The organism is Streptomyces sp. NPDC045956 (assembly GCF_056430705.1).
Genome location: NZ_JBWKKZ010000009.1, coordinates 124,594 through 144,517 on the forward strand (window position 1 = coordinate 124,594; position 19,924 = coordinate 144,517).

Below are 19,924 nucleotides of genomic sequence, written 5' to 3' on the forward strand. Positions count from 1 at the left end.
TTTTCCTCCCCCTTTTTGTGGGGGGGGCTCCCCCCCCCCCCCCCCCCCCCCCCCCCCCCCTTCCCCCCCCCCCCCCCCCCCCCCCCCCCGGGACCCCGGTCACGGTCGAAGTGGTCGGTCCGAGCCGCTATTCCTGCTTCTTGCGCCGCGTCCCGAACACGATCTCGTCCCAGCTCGGTACCGCCGCCCGTCGGCCCGGGCGGACGCCGTCGGCCTCGGCCTGGCGGTCGGTGGAGCCGGTCAGGCGGTCGCGGTGGCTGGCCACCGAACGCGGCATGAGGACGTCGGCGTAGGCGGAGCCGGCGCCGGCCGACGCCGCGGGCGCCGGGGCCTCCTCCACCTCGGCTTCCTCGACGGGCTCCTCGACCGGTTCCGGGGCACGCTCGGGCACCACCAGGTCGCCCCGGAAGCTCGGCACGGCCTCGAGCAGGCTGGTCAGCGAGTCGCGTTCGGCCGACGCCGTGGCCGCGGTCTCCTCGGCCGGCTCGGTCGGTGGCGGGGGCAGACTCGGCCGCTCCCGCTGCTCCCGGTCGAGGGAACGGTCCAGCGGCCGGTCGCGCGGCAGCCGGGCGATGCGCGGGACGAACGGGAAGCTGGGCTCGGGCGCGGCGAGATCGTCGGACTCGCCGATCAGCGCACGCGCCTCCGAGTCGACGGCCTGGACGAGCCGCCGGGGCGGGTCGTACGTCCAGCTCGCCGAGTGCGGTTCGCCGGCGACCAGGTAGACCAACAGGACTTCCCAGGTGCCGTCGTCGCGGCGCCAGGAGTCCCACTGGACGGTGTCCTTGTCGGCGCCGCGCAGCAGCAGCCGTTCCTGCACGGCCTCGCCGAGGGGTGGCCCGGAGTTCTCGCCGGGGCGGCGGACGGGGGTCTTGCGGGCCCGCTCCGCCATGAAGGCGCGCTCGGCCAGCACGGGACCCTCGAAGCGCCGTACGCGGTCGACGGGGATGCCGGCCATCTGGGCGACCTCTTCCGCGGTCGCGCCGGCTCGTATACGTGCCTGGATGTCGCGGGGGCGGAGATGGCTCTCCACCTCGATCTCGATCTGGCCGAGGCGGGGACGGTCGCCGCGCACGGCGGCCCGGAGCCGCTCGTCGATCGGAAGCGTGTACTCCGTGCTGTCCGCAGCCTTCAGCACCAGCCGTGTGCCGTCATTCGAGACGGCCACGACACGCAGTTCGGGCATGGGGACCTCCCGGGTGGTGCCTGCCGACGTCACGTGCGTCGCTGCTTCCGCTCTGTCGAGTGTGGCCTGCCCGGGTGCAGCCTGCCACAACCTTGCCGAGTTGCCCGGCGTGTCGGGCCTGGGCCCTGGATCGCCGTTATGGCACGGTTACCTGTTCGCAACGCTAAGTGACCAAATCCGTCACCCAGAGCAACTAGCCCCCTCCCGGCGGTCCTTCAAGGTCCTGCACCCCCGGTCGGGCGGCCTGACCCAGGGCTGGCAACAGTACTCCATTCGGGCCATGTGCGTGGATGGGCACGCCGTCCGACTTCCGGCAAGAGGTCGCGCTCGGCCGCCCCCGACGGGATTTCCGTGATCTTGACGTGGCGTACTTCACGCAATCGCCAGAAACGGAACTAATGGTTTCGACCGCACGTCCCTTTCTCGTGCAGTTGATCGATCGCGTACGGGAAAGGCAGGCAAGGTCCGGGAATGCGTGAAAAGCCCGACGACGCAGGCGACACGGACGCGCGTGCGGAGGTGAGGTCCAAGCGGATCGACCTGAGCGTGCCCCAGGTGGCGGGCAGCGCCCTGGCGGCGGTGGTGGCCGCCAAACTGGCCTCCTCCTTCGGCGTGTACGGCACGATCCTGGGGGCCGGCCTCATCAGTGTCGTCGCCACCTGTGGGGGTTCGGTCCTCCAGCACTTCTTCAGTCGCACCGGAGAGCAGATCCGGGAGAAACGGCCCGTCGGCGTGGCGCGGACCGCCGGCGTGGCGCGGACCGCCGGCCGGCCGGGCGCCGGACCGTCGGCGTCCACGGCCGCGGTCCCGGGGGAGTTCACCGCGGGCACGGTCTACCGTGCGCGGGCCACCGGCTGGAAGCGTCCGGTGGCCGCGGCGGCCCTCGTCTTCGCCGTCGCCATGGCCGGAATCACCACCTACGAACTCGCCTCCGGCCAGAATCTCGGCGGCGGCCACAGCACCACCGTCGGCAACGCCCTGTCCGGTCACAACAAGTCTGCGGGGGATTCGGGGGATTCGGGCGGTTCCGGGGGTTCGGGAGACTCGCGGGACGACCAGGACTCCGACGGGCCGGACGGGCCCGGGGACTCCGGCTCCGGGGGCGACGCTCCCGCCGCCACTCCGTCCGGGTCCCCGAGCGGAACCGGTGGCAGCACGTCGCCGGACGGCACCTCAGGAGACGACGGCGGTACGGACACCGGCGCGACGCCCACCCCGGACGCCACCGGAGGCGAGGACTCCGGCACGTCCACGAGCCCGGACCCCGACCCGTCGGCTACGACCCCAGAACCCGGCGCAAGTAGTCGTTCCGGAACAGCCGATCCGGGTCGAGACGGTCCCGCAGCGCCGTGAACTCACCGAAGCGCGGATACACCCGGGAGAAGTACTCGGCGTCCCGGGTGTGCAGCTTGCCCCAGTGCGGTCGTCCCCCGTGCGCCGTGAAGATCCGCTCGGCGGCCGTGAAGTACGCCTGATAGGGCGTGCCCCGGAACATGTGGACGGCGATGTACGCGCTGTCGCGGCCGGAGGCGGTGGAGAGCGTGATGTCGTCGGCCGGGGCCGTGCGCACCTCGACCGGGAAGCTGATCCGGAGCCGTGAACGGTCGACCATCGTCTTCAGCTCGCGCAGCGTCTCGACCACGGCCTCGCGCGGAACGGCGTACTCCATCTCCACGAACCGCACCCGCCGCGGGGAGGTGAACACCTTGTAGGGAGTGTCCGTGTACGTCCGCGCGGAGAGCGCCTTGCTGGAGATCCGTGCGATCGCGGGAACGCCGGCGGGGGCCGCGCGGCCGACCCAGTTGGCGGCCTGGAAGACCCCGTTGGACAGGAACTCGTCCTCGAACCAGCCCCGGAGGCGCCCCACCGGCTGGGCGGGGCCGGCGCTGCGGTTGTTGCGCTTGGTGTTGGTGCTGCCGGTGTGCGGGAACCAGTAGAACTCGAAGTGCTCGTTCTCGGCCCACAGTTCGTCGAAGTCGGCGAGGACGCGCTCGAAGGGCATCGGTTCCTCGCGGGCCGTGAGCAGGAAGATCGGCTCCACCGCGAAGGTGATCGCGGTGACGACGCCCAGCGCGCCCAGGCCGATCCGGGCGGCGGCGAACACCTCGCTGTTCTCCCGCTCGGAACAGGTCAGTACCGAGCCGTCGGCCGTGACCATCTCGAGGCCCCGGATCTGGGCGGCGATGGAGGCGGACTCGCGGCCCGTGCCGTGGGTGCCGGTGCTGGTGGCGCCGGAGACGGTCTGCTCCATGATGTCGCCCATGTTCGTGAGCGACAGGCCCTCACGGGCGAGGGCCAGGTTGAGCCGCTTGAGCGGAGTGCCCGCCTCCACCGTGACGGTCATGGCGGCGCGGTCGATGTCCCGGATGCCGGTCAGCAGGTCCGGACGTATCAGGACACCGTCCGTCGCGGCTATCGACGTGAAGGAGTGACCGCTGCCGACGGCCTTGACCCGCAGTCCGTCCTCGGCGGCCTGGCGGACGGCCTCGGCCAGTTCGGCGACGGAGGCGGGAGCGACCTCCCGCGCGGGGCGCGCCAGGACGTTGCCGCCCCAGTTACGCCATGTGCCGTTCTTCCCGTTCCTCTTCCCGCTCGCCGTGCGTGTGCTGCTCAACGGTCCCTCCCCGACGTGGAGCCGGCCGCTTGAGCCGGCGGTACCCGAGGAAACCGACCGCGACCGCGACGGCCCCGGCGACCGCCGGAACCCCGTACCCGGCGCGCGCGCCCGAGGCGTCGATCACCCAGCCGCCCCCGGAGGAGCCGAGCGCGATCCCGACCGCGAGGCCGGTGCTCACCCAGGTCATGCCCTCGGTGAGCTGCGTGCGTGGTACGTGCTGGTCGATGAGGGACATGGTCGTGATCATCGTGGGAGCGATGGACAGACCCGCAACGAACAGCGCCACGGCCAGAGACAGCAGGTTTCCGACCAGTAGGAGGGGGATCATACTCACGGCCATCGCGCAGACGCCCAGCAGCCAGCGACGCTCGGGCGGCCCGGCGAAGCGCAGCAGCCCGAAGACCATGGCCGCCGTGCACGACCCGGCCGCATACAGGGCGAGCACGAGGCTGGCGGCGGCCTTGTGCCCTTCCTCCTCCGCGAAGGCCACGGTGACGACGTCGATGGAGCCGAAGATCGTGCCGGTGGCCACGAACGTGCCGACCAGGACCTGAAGTCCGCGCGAGCGCAGTGCGGAGCCGCCCCCCTTGTGCTCGCGCGGGTGCGGCTCGGGCTCGGTGGCGTGCTGCGCGGTCAGCCAGAACACGCCCGTCGCGAGGAAGCAGGCGGCCAGCAGCGGCCCGGCCTCCGGGAACCAGGCCGTGGACAGACCGATGGAGATGATCGGCCCGAAGATGAAGCAGATCTCGTCCACCACGGACTCGAAGGAGTACGCGGTGTGCAGCTGCTGGGTTCCCCGGTACAGGGCCGCCCAGCGGGCCCGGACCATCGCGCCGAGGCTCGGTACGCAGCCGATGCCCACACAGGACACGAAGAGCACCCAGTCCGGCCACCCGTAGTGCGCGGCCGGCAGCAGCACGGCCGCGGCGCTGAGCGACACCAGGGTCGCCGGGCGCAGCACCCGCCGCTGGCCGTACCGGTCGACCAGGCGGGAGACCTGCGGTCCGGCCACGGCGGCGGAGAGCGCGATGGTGGCCGACAGGGCCCCGGCCAGTCCGTACCGGCCGGTGAGCTGCGAGATCATCGTCACCACGCCGATGCCCATCATCGACAGCGGCATCCGGCCGAGGAAGCCCGCGGTCGAGAAGGCCTTGGAGCCCGGGGCGGCGAACAGGGCGCGGTAGGGGCTGGGCAACGGGATCTCCGGAAGCGGCGCGGTGGAGGCTCGGTAAGGTCCGAACGCAGTCGATACAGATTACTCGCCGAGCCGTCGGGAAACACCCCCGCGGAAGGGGCGGGACGCACCGACGGCACCCACCGTTTCACCGCTGTCAGTGCCGGGTGGCAGGATCGAGACATGCCAGACGTGCTCGATGCCAGCCCCTACGACGCCCTGCTCCTGCTCTCGTTCGGCGGCCCGGAGGGCCCGGACGACGTGGTCCCGTTCCTGGAGAACGTGACGCGTGGGCGCGGCATCCCCAAGGAACGCCTCAGGGAAGTCGGCCAGCACTACTTCCTCTTCGGCGGGGTCAGCCCCATCAACGACCAGAACCGGGCCCTGCTGGACGCCCTCCGCAAGGACTTCGCCGAGCACGGCCTGGCCCTGCCGGTCTACTGGGGCAACCGCAACTGGGCGCCGTACCTGACGGACACCCTGCGCGAGATGGTCCGCGACGGCCGCCGCCGCATCCTCGTCCTCGCCACCAGCGCCTACGCCTCGTACTCGGGCTGCCGGCAGTACCGCGAGAACCTCGCGGACGCGCTCGCCGCGCTGGAGGCGGAGGGCCTGGAGCTGCCGAAGATCGACAAGCTGCGGCACTACTTCAACCACCCGGGCTTCGTGGAGCCGATGGTCGACGGGGTCCTCCGCTCCCTCGCCGAGCTGCCCGAGGAGGTGCGGGACGGCGCCCACATCGCCTTCTCGACCCACTCGATCCCCACCGCGGCGGCGGACACCTCGGGACCGGTCGAGGAGCACGGCGACGGCGGCGCGTACGTGCGCCAGCACCTGGACGTCGCGCAGACGATCGCCGACGCCGTCCGCGAGCGCACCGGTGTCGACCACCCCTGGCAGCTCGTCTACCAGTCGCGCTCGGGTGCCCCGCACATCCCGTGGCTGGAGCCCGACATCTGCGACCACCTGGAGGAGCGCCACGCGGCCGGCGCCCCCGCCGTGGTGATGGCCCCCATCGGCTTCGTCTCCGACCACATGGAGGTCCTGTACGACCTCGACACCGAGGCCACGGCCAAGGCGGAGGAGCTGGGGCTGCCGGTGCGCCGGTCGGCGACCGTGGGCGCCGATCCGCGGTTCGCCGCCGCGGTCCGTGACCTGGTCCTGGAGCGGGCCGCCGGCGAGCGCGGGCAGGACGTCGTCCCGTGCGCGCTCGGCGCGCTCCGCGCGAGCCACGACCTCTGCCCGGTCGGCTGCTGCCCCGCCCGAGCCCCCCGCCCCGCCGCCGCGGGCGCCGACAGCCCCTACGCGTGAGGAGCCCCGTGACCGACGTGACGACCGACCCGCTCCGTGCCGAGCTGCTGGAGATCGCCCTGGAGGCGGCGCACCGCGCGGGCGAGCTGCTGCGCGACGGCCGCCCCGCCGACCTGGCGGTCGCCGCCACCAAGTCCAGCCCCATCGACGTGGTCACCGAGATGGACATCGCGGCGGAGAAGCTGATCACCGGCCTGATCGCGGACCGGCGCCCGGACGACGGCTTCCTCGGCGAGGAGGGTTCCGTCACGGAGGGCACGAGTGGCGTCCGCTGGGTGATCGACCCGCTCGACGGCACGGTCAACTACCTGTACGGGCTGCCCACCTGGGCGGTCTCGGTCGCCGCCGAGCAGGACGGCGAGCGGGTGGCCGGCGTGGTCGTGGCGCCGATGCGCGGCGAGTCGTACCACGCGGTGCTGGGCGGCGGGGCCTGGGCGACGGGCGCCTGGGACGGTGCCCGCAGGCTCGCCTGCCGTGCCCCGGCGCCGCTGGACCAGGCGCTGGTCTCCACGGGCTTCAACTACGTCGCCGACGTCCGCGCCGAGCAGGCGGAGATCGCGCGGCGGCTGATCCCGCTGGTCCGCGACATCCGGCGCGGTGGCTCCGCCGCGATCGACCTGTGCGACGTGGCCGCCGGCCGCCTGGACGGCTACTACGAGCGCGGTCTGCACCCCTGGGACCTCGCGGCGGGGGACCTCATCGCCCGGGAAGCGGGCGCGGTGACCGGTGGACGCCCCGGGGAGCGCCCGTCCGGGGACCTGACGATCGCGGCCACCCCGGAGGTCTTCGAGCCCCTCCAGCGGCTCCTGACGGAGTTCGGCGCGTAGCCGGCCGGCCGGGCTGACGACGACGGTCCGGCGCCGCGCCCCGTAGCGCCGGGCCCACCCGGCTGCCCCCCACCCCTCGTGCCGTGCCCGCATCCGTCGGGGCGGGTCGGCGCACGGAGGGCGGACCGTCCGGCCCCCGCCGCGTGTCCGCGCCGAGCCCCGCGGCGACGGCGTCTCCGGCCCGCCCGCTCGACGCCGGGTCGGCACCCGCCGGGGAGGCCGACCGGGCCGCACCCGATGCGTAGCGCCCACCCCGGCCGCCGCCGGCCCCTCGCGCCCGCTTCCGTCGCGGGGAGGCGTACGGAGAGCAGACCGCCCGGGTGCCTTCCGCACGCCGGGCCCGGCCCCTCGGGGCCAGCGGACCCGGCCCGCCCGGCTGCCGGCACCAGCCCGAGGCCGGGTGGTGCCAGGCACCCCGCCCGAGGCACCTTCGGTGCGACGTCCGGCGGCTGCGGACCGGTCCGCGCGGTGCCCGCCGTCGTCGATCGTGCGCGCGGTGCTTGCGGCCGGGGCCCGATCGTCCCCGTGGTGCCGGTCGTCGCCGGCCCTCCGGGAGGCCCGAGAGGGCCCGAGGAGCCCGTCGTGTGGTGCCTGCGATCGCGATCAGTCCGCGTGGTGCTCGCGGTCGTCGAGCACTCGCGACCCGTCGCGCCGGGCCCACCCCGGCCGTGGCCGCATGCGGCACCCCCGTCCGTCGGGGCTCGTCGGCGAACGGACGGCAGACCGCCTGGAGCCCTCGGCATGCCCGGGCCGAGCCCTCGGGGGGACGGCGGACCCGGCCCGCCCGGCTGGCGGCACTCCGCCAGCCAGGCCCCTCGGAGCGACGTCCGGCGGCCGTGGACCGTCGGCCGGTGCCGGTGCCTGCGGTCCGTCCGCGCGGTGCCGTCGTCGTCGATCGTCCGCGGCGTGCCCGCGGGCCGTCCGTGTGGTGCTCGCGGTCGCGGGCCGGTCCGAGCGGTGCCTGTCGCCGTTGATCGTGCGCGCGATGCTCGCGGCCGCGGACCGGTTCGGGGCGTCCCCGTCTCGACGACCCCGCCCGAGACCCAAGGCCGTCGGGCGGCGGCTTGCCGGGCAGGACCGTCCGAAGGTTCGGTCCGGGGCGCAGCGTGTACCGGGCGGTGACGGACGACGTCCCGCCACGCCGAGCCACGCCCCGGCCGGTGGGCCGCTCGCCGCCGGAGGCGACCCGCACGACAGGCCCCGGCGCTGGATCCCGCCGGGGCCTGTCGCTCACGGGCCGGTCAGACGCCGGTCGCGCTGACCTCCACACCGTGCTCGGCCGCGAGACGGCGCAGGTCGTCGAGCTCTCCCAGCTCCACGTCGACGAGGAACTCGTCCCCCTCGTCGCGGGCCCGGGACAGGTCGGACTCGGTCGTCTGTATGCGCTGCAGAAGTCCTGCGGTGAAAGCGTCCATGCTGCGCCCCCTCGTCCTGGGTCGTGGGTCGGTGGCACGGGGGTGTGCCGTTGGGAAGGGGCGATCACGTCTCCGGTGGAGTGCCCAGCGCTGCCCCGCTGGGCGGCGACGGTGCCGGACACCCACGCCCGCTCTGCGGAAGCGGACCGCGGCGTACCGTGCGGTGACGCGGTACAGGCAGAGCGTGATCGCGGGGTGTAAAGCCGTCCTCCCCCCGCTCCCATCCGCGGAAACCTCAACCTCCCGACGAAATCTCGCATTCCCGGTTCCGCGAGACGGTTCCACACCTGCCCCTCACCCGTCTTACAGCCGACTTATGGCCGAAAAGGGCAGGATGGAGGCAACACACCCACCAACCCCTGCCCTCGTGCGCCCGACAAGCGCTACGCGGGTGGACAGAGGAAGGACAAGCGACGTGCGCGTACTCGTCGTCGAGGACGAGCAACTGCTCGCCGATGCGGTGGCCACCGGACTGCGCCGGGAGGCCATGGCCGTCGACGTCGTGTACGACGGTGCGGCCGCCCTGGAGCGCATCGGCGTGAACGACTACGACGTGGTCGTCCTCGACCGCGACCTCCCGCTCGTGCACGGTGACGACGTCTGCCGCAAGATCGTCGAGCTGGGCATGCCCACCCGGGTGCTGATGCTCACGGCCTCCGGCGACGTCAGCGACCGCGTCGAGGGCCTGGAGATCGGCGCCGACGACTACCTCCCGAAGCCGTTCGCGTTCAGCGAGCTCATCGCGCGCGTGCGCGCCCTGGGCCGGCGGACCAGCGTGCCCCTGCCGCCCGTCCTGGAGCGCGCCGGGATCAAGCTCGACCCGAACCGCCGCGAGGTCTTCCGCGACGGCAAGGAGGTGCAGCTGGCGCCCAAGGAGTTCGCCGTGCTGGAGGTGCTCATGCGCAGCGAGGGCGCGGTCGTCTCGGCGGAACAGCTGCTGGAGAAGGCCTGGGACGAGAACACCGACCCGTTCACCAACGTCGTCCGCGTGACCGTCATGACCCTGCGCCGCAAGCTGGGCGAGCCGCCGGTCATCGTCACCGTCCCCGGCTCCGGCTACCGGATCTGATCGACCGTGGCGACGACACCCGCGCCCCCCGGGGCGCCCCCGAAGCCCACCTGGGCCCCGCGGTCGGCCACCCCGCTGCCCTGGCTGCGCCCGACCATCCGCATAAGGCTCACGCTGCTGTACGGCGGCATGTTCCTGATCGCCGGCATCCTGCTGCTGTCGATCATCTACCTGCTCGCCGCCCAGGCGGTGCGTACCGGCAACCAGCCCCTTTACAAGATCGTCGACTTCGAGGGCCTCCGCGTCGCCAGCAACGACTGCCCGGGGGTCACCAACGGCAACCTGTCGCTGTCGGAGTTCAACGCGGCGATCAGCGAGTGCATCGACCACGAGCGCCAGGCGGCCCTGGACCGGCTGCTCAGCCGCTCGCTGCTGGCGCTGCTCGGACTCGCCGTGATCGCCTTCGCCTTCGGCTACGCCATGGCCGGACGCGTCCTGTCGCCGCTGGGCCGGATCACCCGTACCGCCCGCGCGGTGGCGGGCTCGGACCTCTCGCGCCGGATCGAGCTGGACGGCCCGGACGACGAGCTGAAGGAGCTGGCGGACACCTTCGACGACATGCTGGAGCGGCTGCAACGGGCCTTCACCGCCCAGCAGCGCTTCGTCGGCAACGCCTCCCACGAGTTGCGCACGCCCCTGGCGATCAACCGCACGCTCCTGGAAGTGCACTTGTCCGACCCGAACGCCCCGGTGGAGCTCCAACAGCTCGGCAAGACGCTGCTGGCCACCAACGAACGCAGCGAGCAGCTCGTCGAGGGCCTGCTGCTCCTGGCCCGCAGCGACAACCAGATCGTCGAGCGCAAGCCGGTGGACCTCGCCGAGGTGGCCGGTCAGGCCATCGACCAGGTGCACGCCGAGGCGGGCGCCAAGGGCGTGGAGGTCCGCGGTGCGCGTGAGCCCGCGGTGGTCCAGGGCAACGGCGTCCTGCTGGAGCGGATCGCCCTGAACCTGGTGCAGAACGCGGTGCGCTACAACGTGCCCGAACAGGGCTGGGTCGAGGTCACGACCGCGGTGGAGAACGGCCAGGCGGTCCTGGTGGTCACCAACACGGGCCCGGTCGTGCCGGCGTACGAGATCGACAACCTCTTCGAGCCGTTCCGGCGGCTGCGCACCGAGCGCACGGGCAGCGACAAGGGCGTGGGCCTCGGCCTGTCCATCGCGCGGTCCGTGGCACGGGCGCACGGCGGGCACATCTACGCGCAACCGCGCGAGGGCGGGGGGCTCGTCATGCGCGTCACGCTGCCCGTCTGAGATCATGACCCCGACATCCCACCGAGCTCCGAAGATGTTCGCTTTGAGCAGAATTTCCAGGCCACCGGCCCGGAAAGCACCTGTGTGATCGATCACAGCGGAGGCTTTCCTCTCCTCTACTCTCCGTGATCATGCACCCTGTCGGAAAGCCGGGAAAATCCCGGTTTTCAGGGGTCCTGATCACGGGAAGTACACGGTGGGGCGCCTTTGAAGTGCGGTATTAGGACCGTGTACGGTCCCCATCGCCATCCAAGCCGATCACTCATGAGGGGTCCGGTTGGGTGTCGATTGAGTAACAGACCTTGATGTGAGGCAAAATCTCCGCCTCAGGTCGGGCACAAGTCCGGCCTCTCACGCGTTACGTGCGCTGAAGACACCGCAGACACCCAGAGGGGGAGAGCGACCATGGCAACCGATTACGACACTCCACGCAAGACCGACGACGACGTCGACTCGGACAGCCTTGAAGAGCTGAAGGCCCGGCGGAACGACAAGTCCGCCTCGGCCGTCGACGTCGACGAGTTCGAGGCCGCGGAAGGCCTCGAACTTCCCGGCGCCGATCTCTCGAACGAGGAACTGGCCGTCCGTGTACTGCCGAAGCAGCAGGACGAGTTCACCTGCATGAGCTGCTTCCTGGTGCACCACCGCAGCCAGCTGGCCCGGGAGAAGAACGGCCAGCCCATCTGCCGCGACTGCGACTGAGGCGGGGTCGGCCGTGACTGGCTCGACCCCTCCCTGGAAGCGCCGCTTCTCCAGGCGGGAAGCGGACCAAGGACCGGTGGACGGTCCGTACAGCGCGCGTGACGACGAGCGGGGCCCGACCGGCAGCGGGACGGCCTCGCCCGAACCCGTGGCCGGCCGGGCTGACCTCCCGGCGACCACGGAGACGCCGGCACCCGCCGCCCGGCGTCGGGCGGCGGCGTTCCGGCGCAAGGCCGGAGAGGGCGTCCGCAACGGCGGCCAGCGCGCCAGGGCCGCCCTGGCGCACCTCGCCGACCGCATCATCGAGCTGGCCCCGCGCGTGCCCGTGCGGGACCTGGCGACGCTCCGCAAGCACTTCCCGGGCCTGGGCCCCGAGGAGCTGGCCGACCGGCTGGTGGCCGGCGCGGCCAAGGGCACGGCGACCGTGGGAGCGGGGATCGGCGCCGCGGCGATGATGCCCGTACCGCCCGCGATGCCCGCCGAGCTGGCCGCCGAGATCACCGGCGTCGCGGCGATCGAACTCAAGCTGATCGCCGAACTCCACGAGGTCTACGGGGTACGCCCGCCCGGCAGCCTCGCGCAGCGGAGCACCGCGTACCTCAACTCCTGGTCGGACGAGCGCGGCGTCGACGTGTCGAAGCCGGCCAGCCTCGGTTCGGCCATGAACAGCCACATGAAGCGCCAGCTGCGTCAGCAGATCATGAAGCGGATGGTGCGTGACCTGCCGAACCTGATGCCGTTCATGGTGGGCGCGGCCGTGGGAGCCGTCATGAACCGCCGCGACACCAGGAAGCTGGCCGCCAGAATCCGGGCGGACCTGCGCAAGAAGCAGGTCCCGTGGAGCGCCCTCGGCGACCTTCCGGCTCTGGACGGACCGCAGGACGCGCTGGACATGGGCGCCCTGGCGAGAGAACTGGGCCCCGGAGGCCCCGGCCACCGCCCCGGCGGGGGCAGCGGGCGCTGACCCCGTACGCGGGCGCTAGGCCGCGGCCCTGGCCGCCGCCAGCGCCTCCACCAGCCGCTCCGGCTCGCGGGTCGACAGGTACAGGTACGGAGTCGGGTCCTGCGGGTCCGTGACCACCACGCGCACGGCCCTCGGGATGTACGCGCGCAGCAGCAGGAAGGCCCGGGTGTCGGCCTTGTACGTCCGCCAGGCGCGGGCCTCCTCCGGATCGAGGATCTCCGCCTCGCCCAGCGCCGAGACCGGCACCTTCGCCTCGCCCGCGATGAGCGAGTCGCCCACGACGCGGATGCGGACCGCACCGTAGGAGCTGGCCGCCACCGCCGCCACGGCCGTCCCGCCGGCCAGGCCGCCCAGCATCGGCAGCGTGCCGAAGGGCAGCAGGATCAGGGCGAAGGCGAGCCCCACCACGAAGGAGATCAGCCACCAGGAGCGGGGCGCGGTGAGACGTTCTTCGTACGGGGCGGGGGAGGGCTGCATGAACCAAGCTTGGCACGGTATCGGTGATCGGCCGACGCGCGGGTAAGGTCTGCGCCTGTGAGTGGTACTTCCCCGGGTCTTCAGCCCCCCGCCGACGCCGTGAAACCCGAACGGCACCCCGACGCGCCCGCCCCCGGCGAGCTGCTCGGCGCGCACTACGGCCAGTGCTTCGGCTGCGGCGGCGACCAGCCCCACGGACTGCACCTCCAGGCGCGGGCCGCGGAAGGCGTGGCGATCACCGCCGAGTTCACCGTGCAGCCCGCCCACCAGGGCGCCCCCGGCCTGGCGCACGGCGGTGTGCTGGCCACCGCCCTGGACGAGACCCTCGGCTCGCTGAACTGGCTGCTGCGCACCATCGCGGTGACCGGTCGACTGGAGACCGACTTCCTGCGGCCGGTCCCCGTCGACACGACGCTGTACCTGGAGGCCGAGGTGACCGCCGTGGCCGGCCGGAAGATCTACTCCACCGCCACCGGCCGGATCGGCGGCCCCGACGGACCCGTGGCCGTGCGCGCCGACGCGCTCTTCATCGAGGTCAAGGTCGATCACTTCGTGAGCCACGGCCGCGAGGAGGAGATCCGCGCCGCCATGGACGACCCCGACCAGCTCCGCCGCGCCCGCGCCTTCGAGGTGAACCCGTGAGCCCGGGGCCCAGGCCGGAACTCGACGTCCTGATCCGCCGCGTCGACCCCGACGTACCGCTTCCGTCGTACGCGCAGCCCGGCGACGCGGGCGCCGATCTGCGCACCACCGAGGGCTGCGAACTCGCCCCCGGTGAACGGGCCGTACTGCCGACGGGCGTGTCTGTGGCGCTCCCCGAGGGGTACGCGGCCTTCGTGCACCCACGTTCCGGTCTGGCCGCCCGCTGCGGTGTCGCCCTCGTGAATGCCCCGGGGACGATTGATGCCGGGTACCGTGGGGAGATCAAGGTGATCGTGGTGAATCTCGACCCGCGCGAGACGGTGCGGTTCGAGCGCTTCGACCGGATTGCCCAACTGGTCGTCCAGCAGGTCGAGAGGGTCCGCTTCCGCCAGGTCGCGGAGCTTCCCGACTCGGCGCGGGCCGAGGGGGGCTTCGGGTCCACCGGCGGCCACGCCGGGTTGGACCGTGCAAGCGGCACAAGCGGTCAGGTCGCCGACGGCGGCCCGACGGGTGGGAATCGATACGCTTCGGTCGTATCCGACCGGGAAGGACAGTGACGTGTTCGGACGTCGCAAGAAGAGGGATGCCGCCGAGGGCGCGGCCGGCGAGGCCGAGCAGGTCGTCGACAGCGTCGACACCGAGGCGGACGAAGAGCGCGAGCGCGTGCGGCTCGAGCCCGAACCGCGGCCCGACGGGCCCTGGGACAGCACCGAGGTCCGCGACCCGGCCGAGGGCCGGGTGGACCTGGGCGGTCTGTTCGTCCCCGGAGTCGACGGCATGGAGTTGCGGGTGGAGGTCGCGGGCGACGCGATCGTCGCCGCGACCGTCGTGCTGCGCGACAGCGCCATCCAGCTCCAGGGCTTCGCCGCTCCCAAGCGCGAGGGCATCTGGGGCGAGGTGCGCGAGGAGATCGGCTCCGGCATCACGGCGCAGGGCGGCATCATCGACGAGGTCGAAGGCCCGCTGGGCTGGGAGCTGCGGGCCCAGGTGCCGGTGCAGCTGCCGGACGGCACGGGCGGTTTCCAGGTCGTGCGGTTCGTCGGTGTGGACGGCCCCCGCTGGTTCCTGCGCGGAGTGATCTCGGGCCAGGGCGCGGTGCAGCCGCAGGCCGCCGGCCTGCTCGAGCAGATCTTCCGGGACACGGTCGTGGTCCGCGGCGACGGCCCGATGGCCCCCCGCGACCCCATCGTCCTCAAGCTGCCGAACGACGCGCAGATGGTCCCCGAGGGCGTGCAGCAGGAGGAGGGTTCCCGCTTCTCCGGCGGCATGGGCCAGCTCCAGCGCGGACCGGAGATCACCGAGGTCCGTTAGGCGAAGACTCCGTACGGATTCCGTACGCGCGCGGCGCACGCGCGCGCAGGAGGGCCGCGTCCCGCACGGGGCGCGGCCCTCCTGCCGTAGCGGGCCGCGGCCCTCCGCCGTACGAAGGTCCTCAGGCTCGTGCCGCGAGGTGAGCCGGTAGGTCTGAAGGGCGGTCCGGGGCCGGGAAGGCCGGGCCGCGGTCGTGACCTCGGAGGCGTCAGGGTTGCGTCAAGGACGACCGGCGTCAGCGCCCCGCCCCGATATGTCGCGATTGCGGGTCGTAGGGTCGACGCTGCGCACTGGGCGCCGAGCGGAAGACAATGAGGCCATGGGACGCGGCAAGCTTCGGATCTACCTCGGCGCGGCGCCGGGCGTCGGCAAGACCTACGCCATGCTGTCGGAGGCCCACCGCCGCCTGGAGCGGGGAACCGACTGCGTCGTGGCCCTCGTGGAGCACCACGGCCGCTCGCGCACCGAGGTCCTGCTGCACGGCCTGGAGCAGGTGCCGCGCCGGGAGCTGACGCACCGCGGCGCCCTCTTCACCGAGCTGGACCTGGACGCGGTGCTGGCCAGGGCCCCCCGCGTGGCGCTGGTGGACGAACTCGCCCACAGCAACGTCCCCGGTGCCCGCAACACCAAGCGCTGGCAGGACGTGGAGGAACTGCTGGCCGCCGGGATCGACGTGATCTCGACCGTCAACATCCAGCACCTGGAGTCACTCGGTGACGTGGTGGAGTCGATCACGGGGGTGCGGCAGCAGGAGACCGTGCCGGACGAGGTGGTGCGACGGGCGGACCAGATAGAGCTGGTCGACATGTCGCCCCAGGCTCTGCGCCGGCGCATGGCCCACGGCAACATCTACCAGCCGGACAAGGTCGACGCGGCCCTCTCCAACTACTTCCGCCCCGGCAACCTCACCGCCCTGCGGGAACTCGCGCTGCTCTGGGTCGCCGACCGCGTCGACGAGTACCTCCAGCAGTACCGCAGCGAGCACCGCGTCTCGAAGATATGGGGCTCGCGCGAGCGCATCGTCGTCGGTCTGACCGGCGGGCCCGAGGGCCGCACCCTGATACGGCGGGCCGCGCGCCTCGCCGAGAAGGGCGCCGGTGGCGAGGTGCTGGCCGTGTACGTGGCCCGCAGCGACGGGCTGACCTCGGCCTCCCCGAAGGAACTGGCGGTCCAGCGCACCCTGGCCGAGGACCTCGGCGGCACCTTCCACCACGTGCTCGGCGAGGACGTGCCGGCCGCCCTCCTCGACTTCGCGCGCGGCGTCAACGCCACCCAGATCGTCCTAGGCTCCTCGCGCCGCAAGGCCTGGCAGTACGTCCTGGGGCCCGGCGTCGGCGCCACGGTCGCCCGCGAGTCCGGACCCGACCTGGACGTCCACATCGTGACCCACGAGGAGGTCGCCAAGGGCCGCGGACTGCCGGTGGCCCACGGAGCGCGGCTCGGCCGCTCCCGGATCGTCCAGGGCTGGATCGCGGGCCTCGGCGGGCCGGTGCTGCTGACGCTGCTGCTGAACTCCGTCCACCTCGGGCTCGCCAACGACGTACTGCTCTACCTGGCGCTCACCGTCGCCGCGGCCCTGCTCGGCGGGCTGTACCCGGCGCTCGCCTCGGCCGCCGTCGGGTCACTGCTGCTGAACTGGTTCTTCACGCCCCCGGTCGACCGGATCACCATCGCCGATCCCCGGAACATGCTGGCGCTGGCCATATTCGTGGGCGTCGCGCTCTCCGTGGCCTCCGTCGTCGACGTCGCCGCCCGCCGCACCCACCAGGCGGCCCGGCTGCGCGCCGAGTCCGAGATCCTCTCCTTCCTCGCCGGCGACGTGCTGCGCGGCGAGACCAGCCTGGAGACGCTGCTGGAGCGGGTCCGCGAGACCTTCGGCATGGAGTCGGCCGCCCTGCTGGAACGGGCGGACGACGTGGCGCCCTGGACCTGCGCCGGCCGGGCCGGGGCGGGCCCCGCGGTGCGGCGACCCGAGGACGCGGACGTGGACATGCCGGTCGGGGACCACATGGCCCTCGCCCTGACCGGCCGGGTCCTGCCCGCAGAGGACCGGCGGGTGCTGGCCGCCTTCGCCGCCCAGGCCGCCGTCGTCCTGGACCGGCGGCGCCTGCGCGAGGAGGCCGACCGGTCCCGTGCCCTCGCCGAGGGCAACCGCATCCGTACGGCGCTGCTGGCCGCCGTCAGCCACGACCTCCGTACCCCGCTCGCCGGCATCAAGGCGGCGGTCACCAGCCTCAGGTCCGACGACGTCGCCTGGTCCGACGAGGACCAGGGGGAGCTGCTGGAGGGCATCGAGGAGGGCGCCGACCGCCTCGACAACCTCGTGGGCAACCTGCTCGACATGTCCCGCCTGCAGACCGGCACGGTCACGCCGCTGATCCGCGAGATCGACGTCGACGAGGTGGTGCCGATGGCGCTCGGCGGGGTGCCCGAGGGGAGCGCCGAGCTGGACATCCCCGAGACCCTGCCGATGGTCGCCGTGGACGCCGGGCTGCTGGAGCGGTCGATGGCCAACCTGGTGGAGAACGCCGTCAAGTACAGCCCCGCCGGACGCACCGTCCTGGTCGCCGCCAGCGCCCTCGCGGACCGGGTCGAGGTACGGGTCGTCGACCGGGGGCCGGGCGTGCCGGACGAGGCCAAGGACCGCATCTTCGAGCCGTTCCAGCGGTACGGCGACGCACCGCGCGGCGCCGGGGTCGGTCTCGGCCTGGCCGTGGCGAGGGGCTTCGCCGAGGCGATGGGCGGCACCCTCAACGCCGAGGACACCCCCGGCGGCGGCCTCACCATGGTGCTCACCCTCCGCGCGGCGGGCTCCTCCCGCGCCGCGACAGCGCTTTCCGAGGCAGCGCGGTCCACGACCGCGGAAAGGCAGGCCGTCCGATGACCAGGGTGCTCGTGATCGACGACGAACCGCAGATCGTGCGTGCCCTCGTGATCAACCTCAAGGCCCGGCACTACGAGGTCGACGCCGCCCACGACGGCGCCACCGCCCTCCGGCTCGCCGCCGCCCGCCAGCCCGACGTGGTGGTGCTGGACCTCGGCCTGCCCGACATGGACGGCGTCGAGGTGATCCGGGGCCTGCGCGGCTGGACCCGGGTGCCCATCCTGGTGCTGTCCGCCCGGCACGCCTCCGACGAGAAGGTCGAGGCGCTGGACGCGGGCGCCGACGACTACGTCACCAAGCCCTTCGGCATGGACGAACTGCTGGCCCGGCTGCGGGCCGCCGTCCGCCGGGCCGAGCCCGTCCCGGGCGACGCGGGCGACGTGGTCGTGGACACCGGGGAGTTCACCGTGGACCTGGCCGCCAAGAAGGTGCACCGGGCCGGGAAGGACGTACGGCTCACGCCCACCGAGTGGCACCTTCTGGAGGTGCTGGTGCGCGACTCCGGGCGCCTGGTCAGCCAGAAGCAGCTCCTCCAGGAGGTGTGGGGGCCGTCGTACGGGACCGAGACGAACTACCTGCGCGTCTACATGGCGCAGCTGCGCCGCAAGCTGGAAGCGGACCCGGCGCATCCGCGGCACTTCATCACCGAGCCGGGCATGGGGTACCGCTTCGAGAAGTGAGCCTCGCGATACCGGCCCGGAGAGGGTGTCTGCCTGTCGGTGACCCCCGGTACGCTCTAGATATGAGTGCTGCTCCGCGTTCCGACAAGCCGGTGGGCCGGTTCCGGCGCATGTTCGACCGGCTCTCCTCGTCCCAGGAGGACCTGGAGTCCGAGGAACTGCGCGAGGACGCAGACACCGCCGGCTGCACCCGTATCTGCGACTGCCAGGACCGGCAGATCGTCTCGGTTACTGGTACCTTGCGCACGGTCACCCTGCGTCCCCGTGCGGGCGTCCCCGCCCTGGAGGCCGAGCTGTTCGACGGTTCCGCCGCCCTGGACGTGGTGTGGCTGGGCAGACGCTCCATCGTGGGCATAGAGCCGGGGCGCAAGCTCATCGCATCGGGCCGGATCTCGATGAGCCGGGGCCGCCGGGTGCTCTTCAACCCGAAGTACGAACTGAGACCCCTCGGACGGGAGTAGCCGGTGACGTCGCTCGACAAGCCGACCGAACAGACGGAAGCGGACGACGCCCGGGCGGTGACGGAGGCCGCGCTGTTCGAAGCGTTCGGCGGCGTGCGCGGCATGATCGAGACGGTCCTGCCGGGTCTGCTCTTCGTCACGATCTTCACGCTCAACAACGACCTGCACATGTCGGCGATCGCCGCGCTCGCGGTGTCCCTGGTGCTGGTCGTGGTCCGGCTGGTGATGAAGGACACCGTCAAGCACGCCTTCAGCGGGGTCTTCGGCGTCGCCTTCGGCGTGGTCTTCGCGATGATGACCGACAACGCCAAGAACTTCTACCTGCCGGGCATGCTCTACACGCTGGGCCTGGCCCTGGCCTACATCGTGACCTCGCTGGCCGGTGTCCCGCTGATCGGCCTGATCCTCGGCCCGGTCTTCAAGGAGAACCTCTCCTGGCGCACCCGCAACCCCGGCCGCAAGAAGGCGTACACGAAGGCCAGCTACGCCTGGGGCCTGATCCTGCTCGCCAAGAGCGCGATCCTCTTCCCGCTGTACTGGTGGGCGGACACCGAGCAGCTCGGCTGGGTGCTGGTCACCCTGAAGATCCCGCCGTTCCTGCTCGCCGTCTGGCTGACCTGGGTCTTCCTGGCGAAGGCGCCGGCGCCCATCGACGTGTTCGCGGAGATGGAGGCGGCGGAGCAGGCCGAGAAGGAACGCGAGGAGCGGGCGAAGGCCGAGCGCGAGGCGCTGGGCGGCGACGCCGTGGACCCCGCGCAGAGCGGCAGGCACCGCAAGGGCTGACCGTGCCGAGGGCGGAGGGCTGACAGTCACCCGCTCGTCGCGCCGAGGGCGGGGGCGAACAGCCGCCCGTGACGCGTTACGCCGACGTCCGTACGACGGTGGGGGCGCCCGGAGATCTTTGGGGGGGCGCGACGGCGGCCGGGGAGGGGCGGGTCCACGGTGCGGCGTTG

19 protein-coding genes are annotated in these 19,924 nt (G+C 72.6%); 14 read left to right on the top strand and 5 right to left on the bottom strand.

The window, feature by feature from the left end:
* Positions 1 to 127: 127 nt before the first annotated feature.
* Complete coding sequence (gene sepH, locus AC07FV_RS23910) at positions 128 to 1,186, bottom strand: septation protein SepH (protein ID WP_479089337.1); 1,059 nt, start codon at positions 1,184 to 1,186, stop codon at positions 128 to 130.
* A 471-nt stretch (positions 1,187 to 1,657) separates the two neighbouring features.
* On the opposite strand from sepH, the gene AC07FV_RS23915 reads away from it, so the two are divergent.
* A complete protein-coding gene (locus AC07FV_RS23915) occupies positions 1,658 to 2,539 on the top strand; it encodes a hypothetical protein (RefSeq protein WP_479089338.1) in 882 nt (293 codons plus the stop codon).
* Here the strand turns inward: AC07FV_RS23915 and AC07FV_RS23920 are convergent.
* Positions 2,463 to 3,800 carry a D-arabinono-1,4-lactone oxidase gene (locus tag AC07FV_RS23920; RefSeq protein WP_479089339.1) on the bottom strand — a complete coding sequence of 446 codons (1,338 nt, stop codon included), beginning with the start codon at positions 3,798 to 3,800 and terminating at the stop codon, positions 2,463 to 2,465. The genes AC07FV_RS23915 and AC07FV_RS23920 overlap by 77 nt on opposite strands.
* Positions 3,742 to 4,998 (bottom strand): MFS transporter, encoded by a 1,257-nt coding sequence (locus tag AC07FV_RS23925; protein WP_479089340.1) that lies wholly within the window; start codon positions 4,996 to 4,998, stop codon positions 3,742 to 3,744. Before AC07FV_RS23925 ends, AC07FV_RS23920 begins: the two co-directional genes overlap by 59 nt.
* A gap of 162 nt (positions 4,999 to 5,160) precedes the next feature.
* Here AC07FV_RS23925 and AC07FV_RS23930 point away from each other — a divergent pair, with 162 nt between their 5' ends.
* On the top strand, positions 5,161 to 6,288 hold the full coding sequence (locus AC07FV_RS23930) for a ferrochelatase (RefSeq protein WP_479089341.1): 1,128 nt from the start codon (positions 5,161 to 5,163) through the stop codon (positions 6,286 to 6,288).
* 8 nt (positions 6,289 to 6,296) lie between these two features.
* Complete coding sequence (locus AC07FV_RS23935; RefSeq protein WP_479089342.1) at positions 6,297 to 7,115, top strand: inositol monophosphatase family protein; 819 nt, start codon at positions 6,297 to 6,299, stop codon at positions 7,113 to 7,115.
* 1,241 nt (positions 7,116 to 8,356) lie between these two features.
* Here the strand turns inward: AC07FV_RS23935 and AC07FV_RS23940 are convergent.
* Positions 8,357 to 8,530: a hypothetical protein gene (locus AC07FV_RS23940; protein ID WP_167355239.1), complete on the bottom strand. Its 174-nt coding sequence runs from the start codon at positions 8,528 to 8,530 to the stop codon at positions 8,357 to 8,359.
* Between the two features lie 415 nt (positions 8,531 to 8,945).
* Between AC07FV_RS23940 and AC07FV_RS23945 the strand changes: the two genes are divergently transcribed.
* The 4 genes from AC07FV_RS23945 to AC07FV_RS23960 all read left to right on the top strand — a co-directional run bounded on the left by AC07FV_RS23945 (position 8,946) and on the right by AC07FV_RS23960 (position 12,516).
* Positions 8,946 to 9,599, top strand: coding sequence for a response regulator transcription factor (locus AC07FV_RS23945; RefSeq protein WP_003993508.1), 654 nt, complete (start codon positions 8,946 to 8,948; stop codon positions 9,597 to 9,599).
* A gap of 6 nt (positions 9,600 to 9,605) precedes the next feature.
* Positions 9,606 to 10,850 carry a sensor histidine kinase gene (locus AC07FV_RS23950; RefSeq protein WP_479089343.1) on the top strand — a complete coding sequence of 415 codons (1,245 nt, stop codon included), beginning with the start codon at positions 9,606 to 9,608 and terminating at the stop codon, positions 10,848 to 10,850.
* A 405-nt stretch (positions 10,851 to 11,255) separates the two neighbouring features.
* Positions 11,256 to 11,552, top strand: a complete 297-nt coding sequence (locus AC07FV_RS23955; RefSeq protein ID WP_003993510.1) for a DUF4193 domain-containing protein — start codon at positions 11,256 to 11,258, stop codon at positions 11,550 to 11,552.
* A gap of 13 nt (positions 11,553 to 11,565) precedes the next feature.
* Positions 11,566 to 12,516, top strand: coding sequence for a hypothetical protein (locus tag AC07FV_RS23960; RefSeq protein ID WP_479089344.1), 951 nt, complete (start codon positions 11,566 to 11,568; stop codon positions 12,514 to 12,516).
* Positions 12,517 to 12,531: 15 nt separating this feature from the next.
* Here AC07FV_RS23960 and AC07FV_RS23965 read toward each other — a convergent pair whose 3' ends face one another.
* Complete coding sequence (locus AC07FV_RS23965) at positions 12,532 to 12,993, bottom strand: DUF3093 domain-containing protein (RefSeq protein WP_479089345.1); 462 nt, start codon at positions 12,991 to 12,993, stop codon at positions 12,532 to 12,534.
* Between the two features lie 57 nt (positions 12,994 to 13,050).
* Between AC07FV_RS23965 and AC07FV_RS23970 the strand changes: the two genes are divergently transcribed.
* The 7 genes from AC07FV_RS23970 (at position 13,051) to AC07FV_RS24000 (ending at position 19,754) form a co-directional block, all read left to right on the top strand.
* Positions 13,051 to 13,635 carry a PaaI family thioesterase gene (locus tag AC07FV_RS23970; RefSeq protein ID WP_479089346.1) on the top strand — a complete coding sequence of 195 codons (585 nt, stop codon included), beginning with the start codon at positions 13,051 to 13,053 and terminating at the stop codon, positions 13,633 to 13,635.
* Positions 13,632 to 14,192, top strand: a complete 561-nt coding sequence (dut, locus tag AC07FV_RS23975; protein ID WP_479089347.1) for a dUTP diphosphatase — start codon at positions 13,632 to 13,634, stop codon at positions 14,190 to 14,192. The genes AC07FV_RS23970 and dut overlap by 4 nt, the downstream gene beginning before the upstream one ends.
* A 1-nt stretch (position 14,193) precedes the next feature.
* On the top strand, positions 14,194 to 14,946 hold the full coding sequence (locus tag AC07FV_RS23980; protein ID WP_356612752.1) for a DUF3710 domain-containing protein: 753 nt from the start codon (positions 14,194 to 14,196) through the stop codon (positions 14,944 to 14,946).
* Between the two features lie 319 nt (positions 14,947 to 15,265).
* On the top strand, positions 15,266 to 17,830 hold the full coding sequence (locus tag AC07FV_RS23985; RefSeq protein ID WP_479089348.1) for an ATP-binding protein: 2,565 nt from the start codon (positions 15,266 to 15,268) through the stop codon (positions 17,828 to 17,830).
* Complete coding sequence (locus AC07FV_RS23990; protein WP_479089349.1) at positions 17,827 to 18,510, top strand: response regulator; 684 nt, start codon at positions 17,827 to 17,829, stop codon at positions 18,508 to 18,510. Before AC07FV_RS23985 ends, AC07FV_RS23990 begins: the two co-directional genes overlap by 4 nt.
* Positions 18,511 to 18,572: 62 nt before the next feature.
* Entirely contained in the window at positions 18,573 to 18,971 is a 399-nt protein-coding gene (locus tag AC07FV_RS23995) for an OB-fold nucleic acid binding domain-containing protein (protein WP_073731801.1), read from the top strand.
* Between the two features lie 3 nt (positions 18,972 to 18,974).
* Entirely contained in the window at positions 18,975 to 19,754 is a 780-nt protein-coding gene (locus AC07FV_RS24000) for a DUF3159 domain-containing protein (protein ID WP_391972170.1), read from the top strand.
* Positions 19,755 to 19,924: the final 170 nt, after the last annotated feature.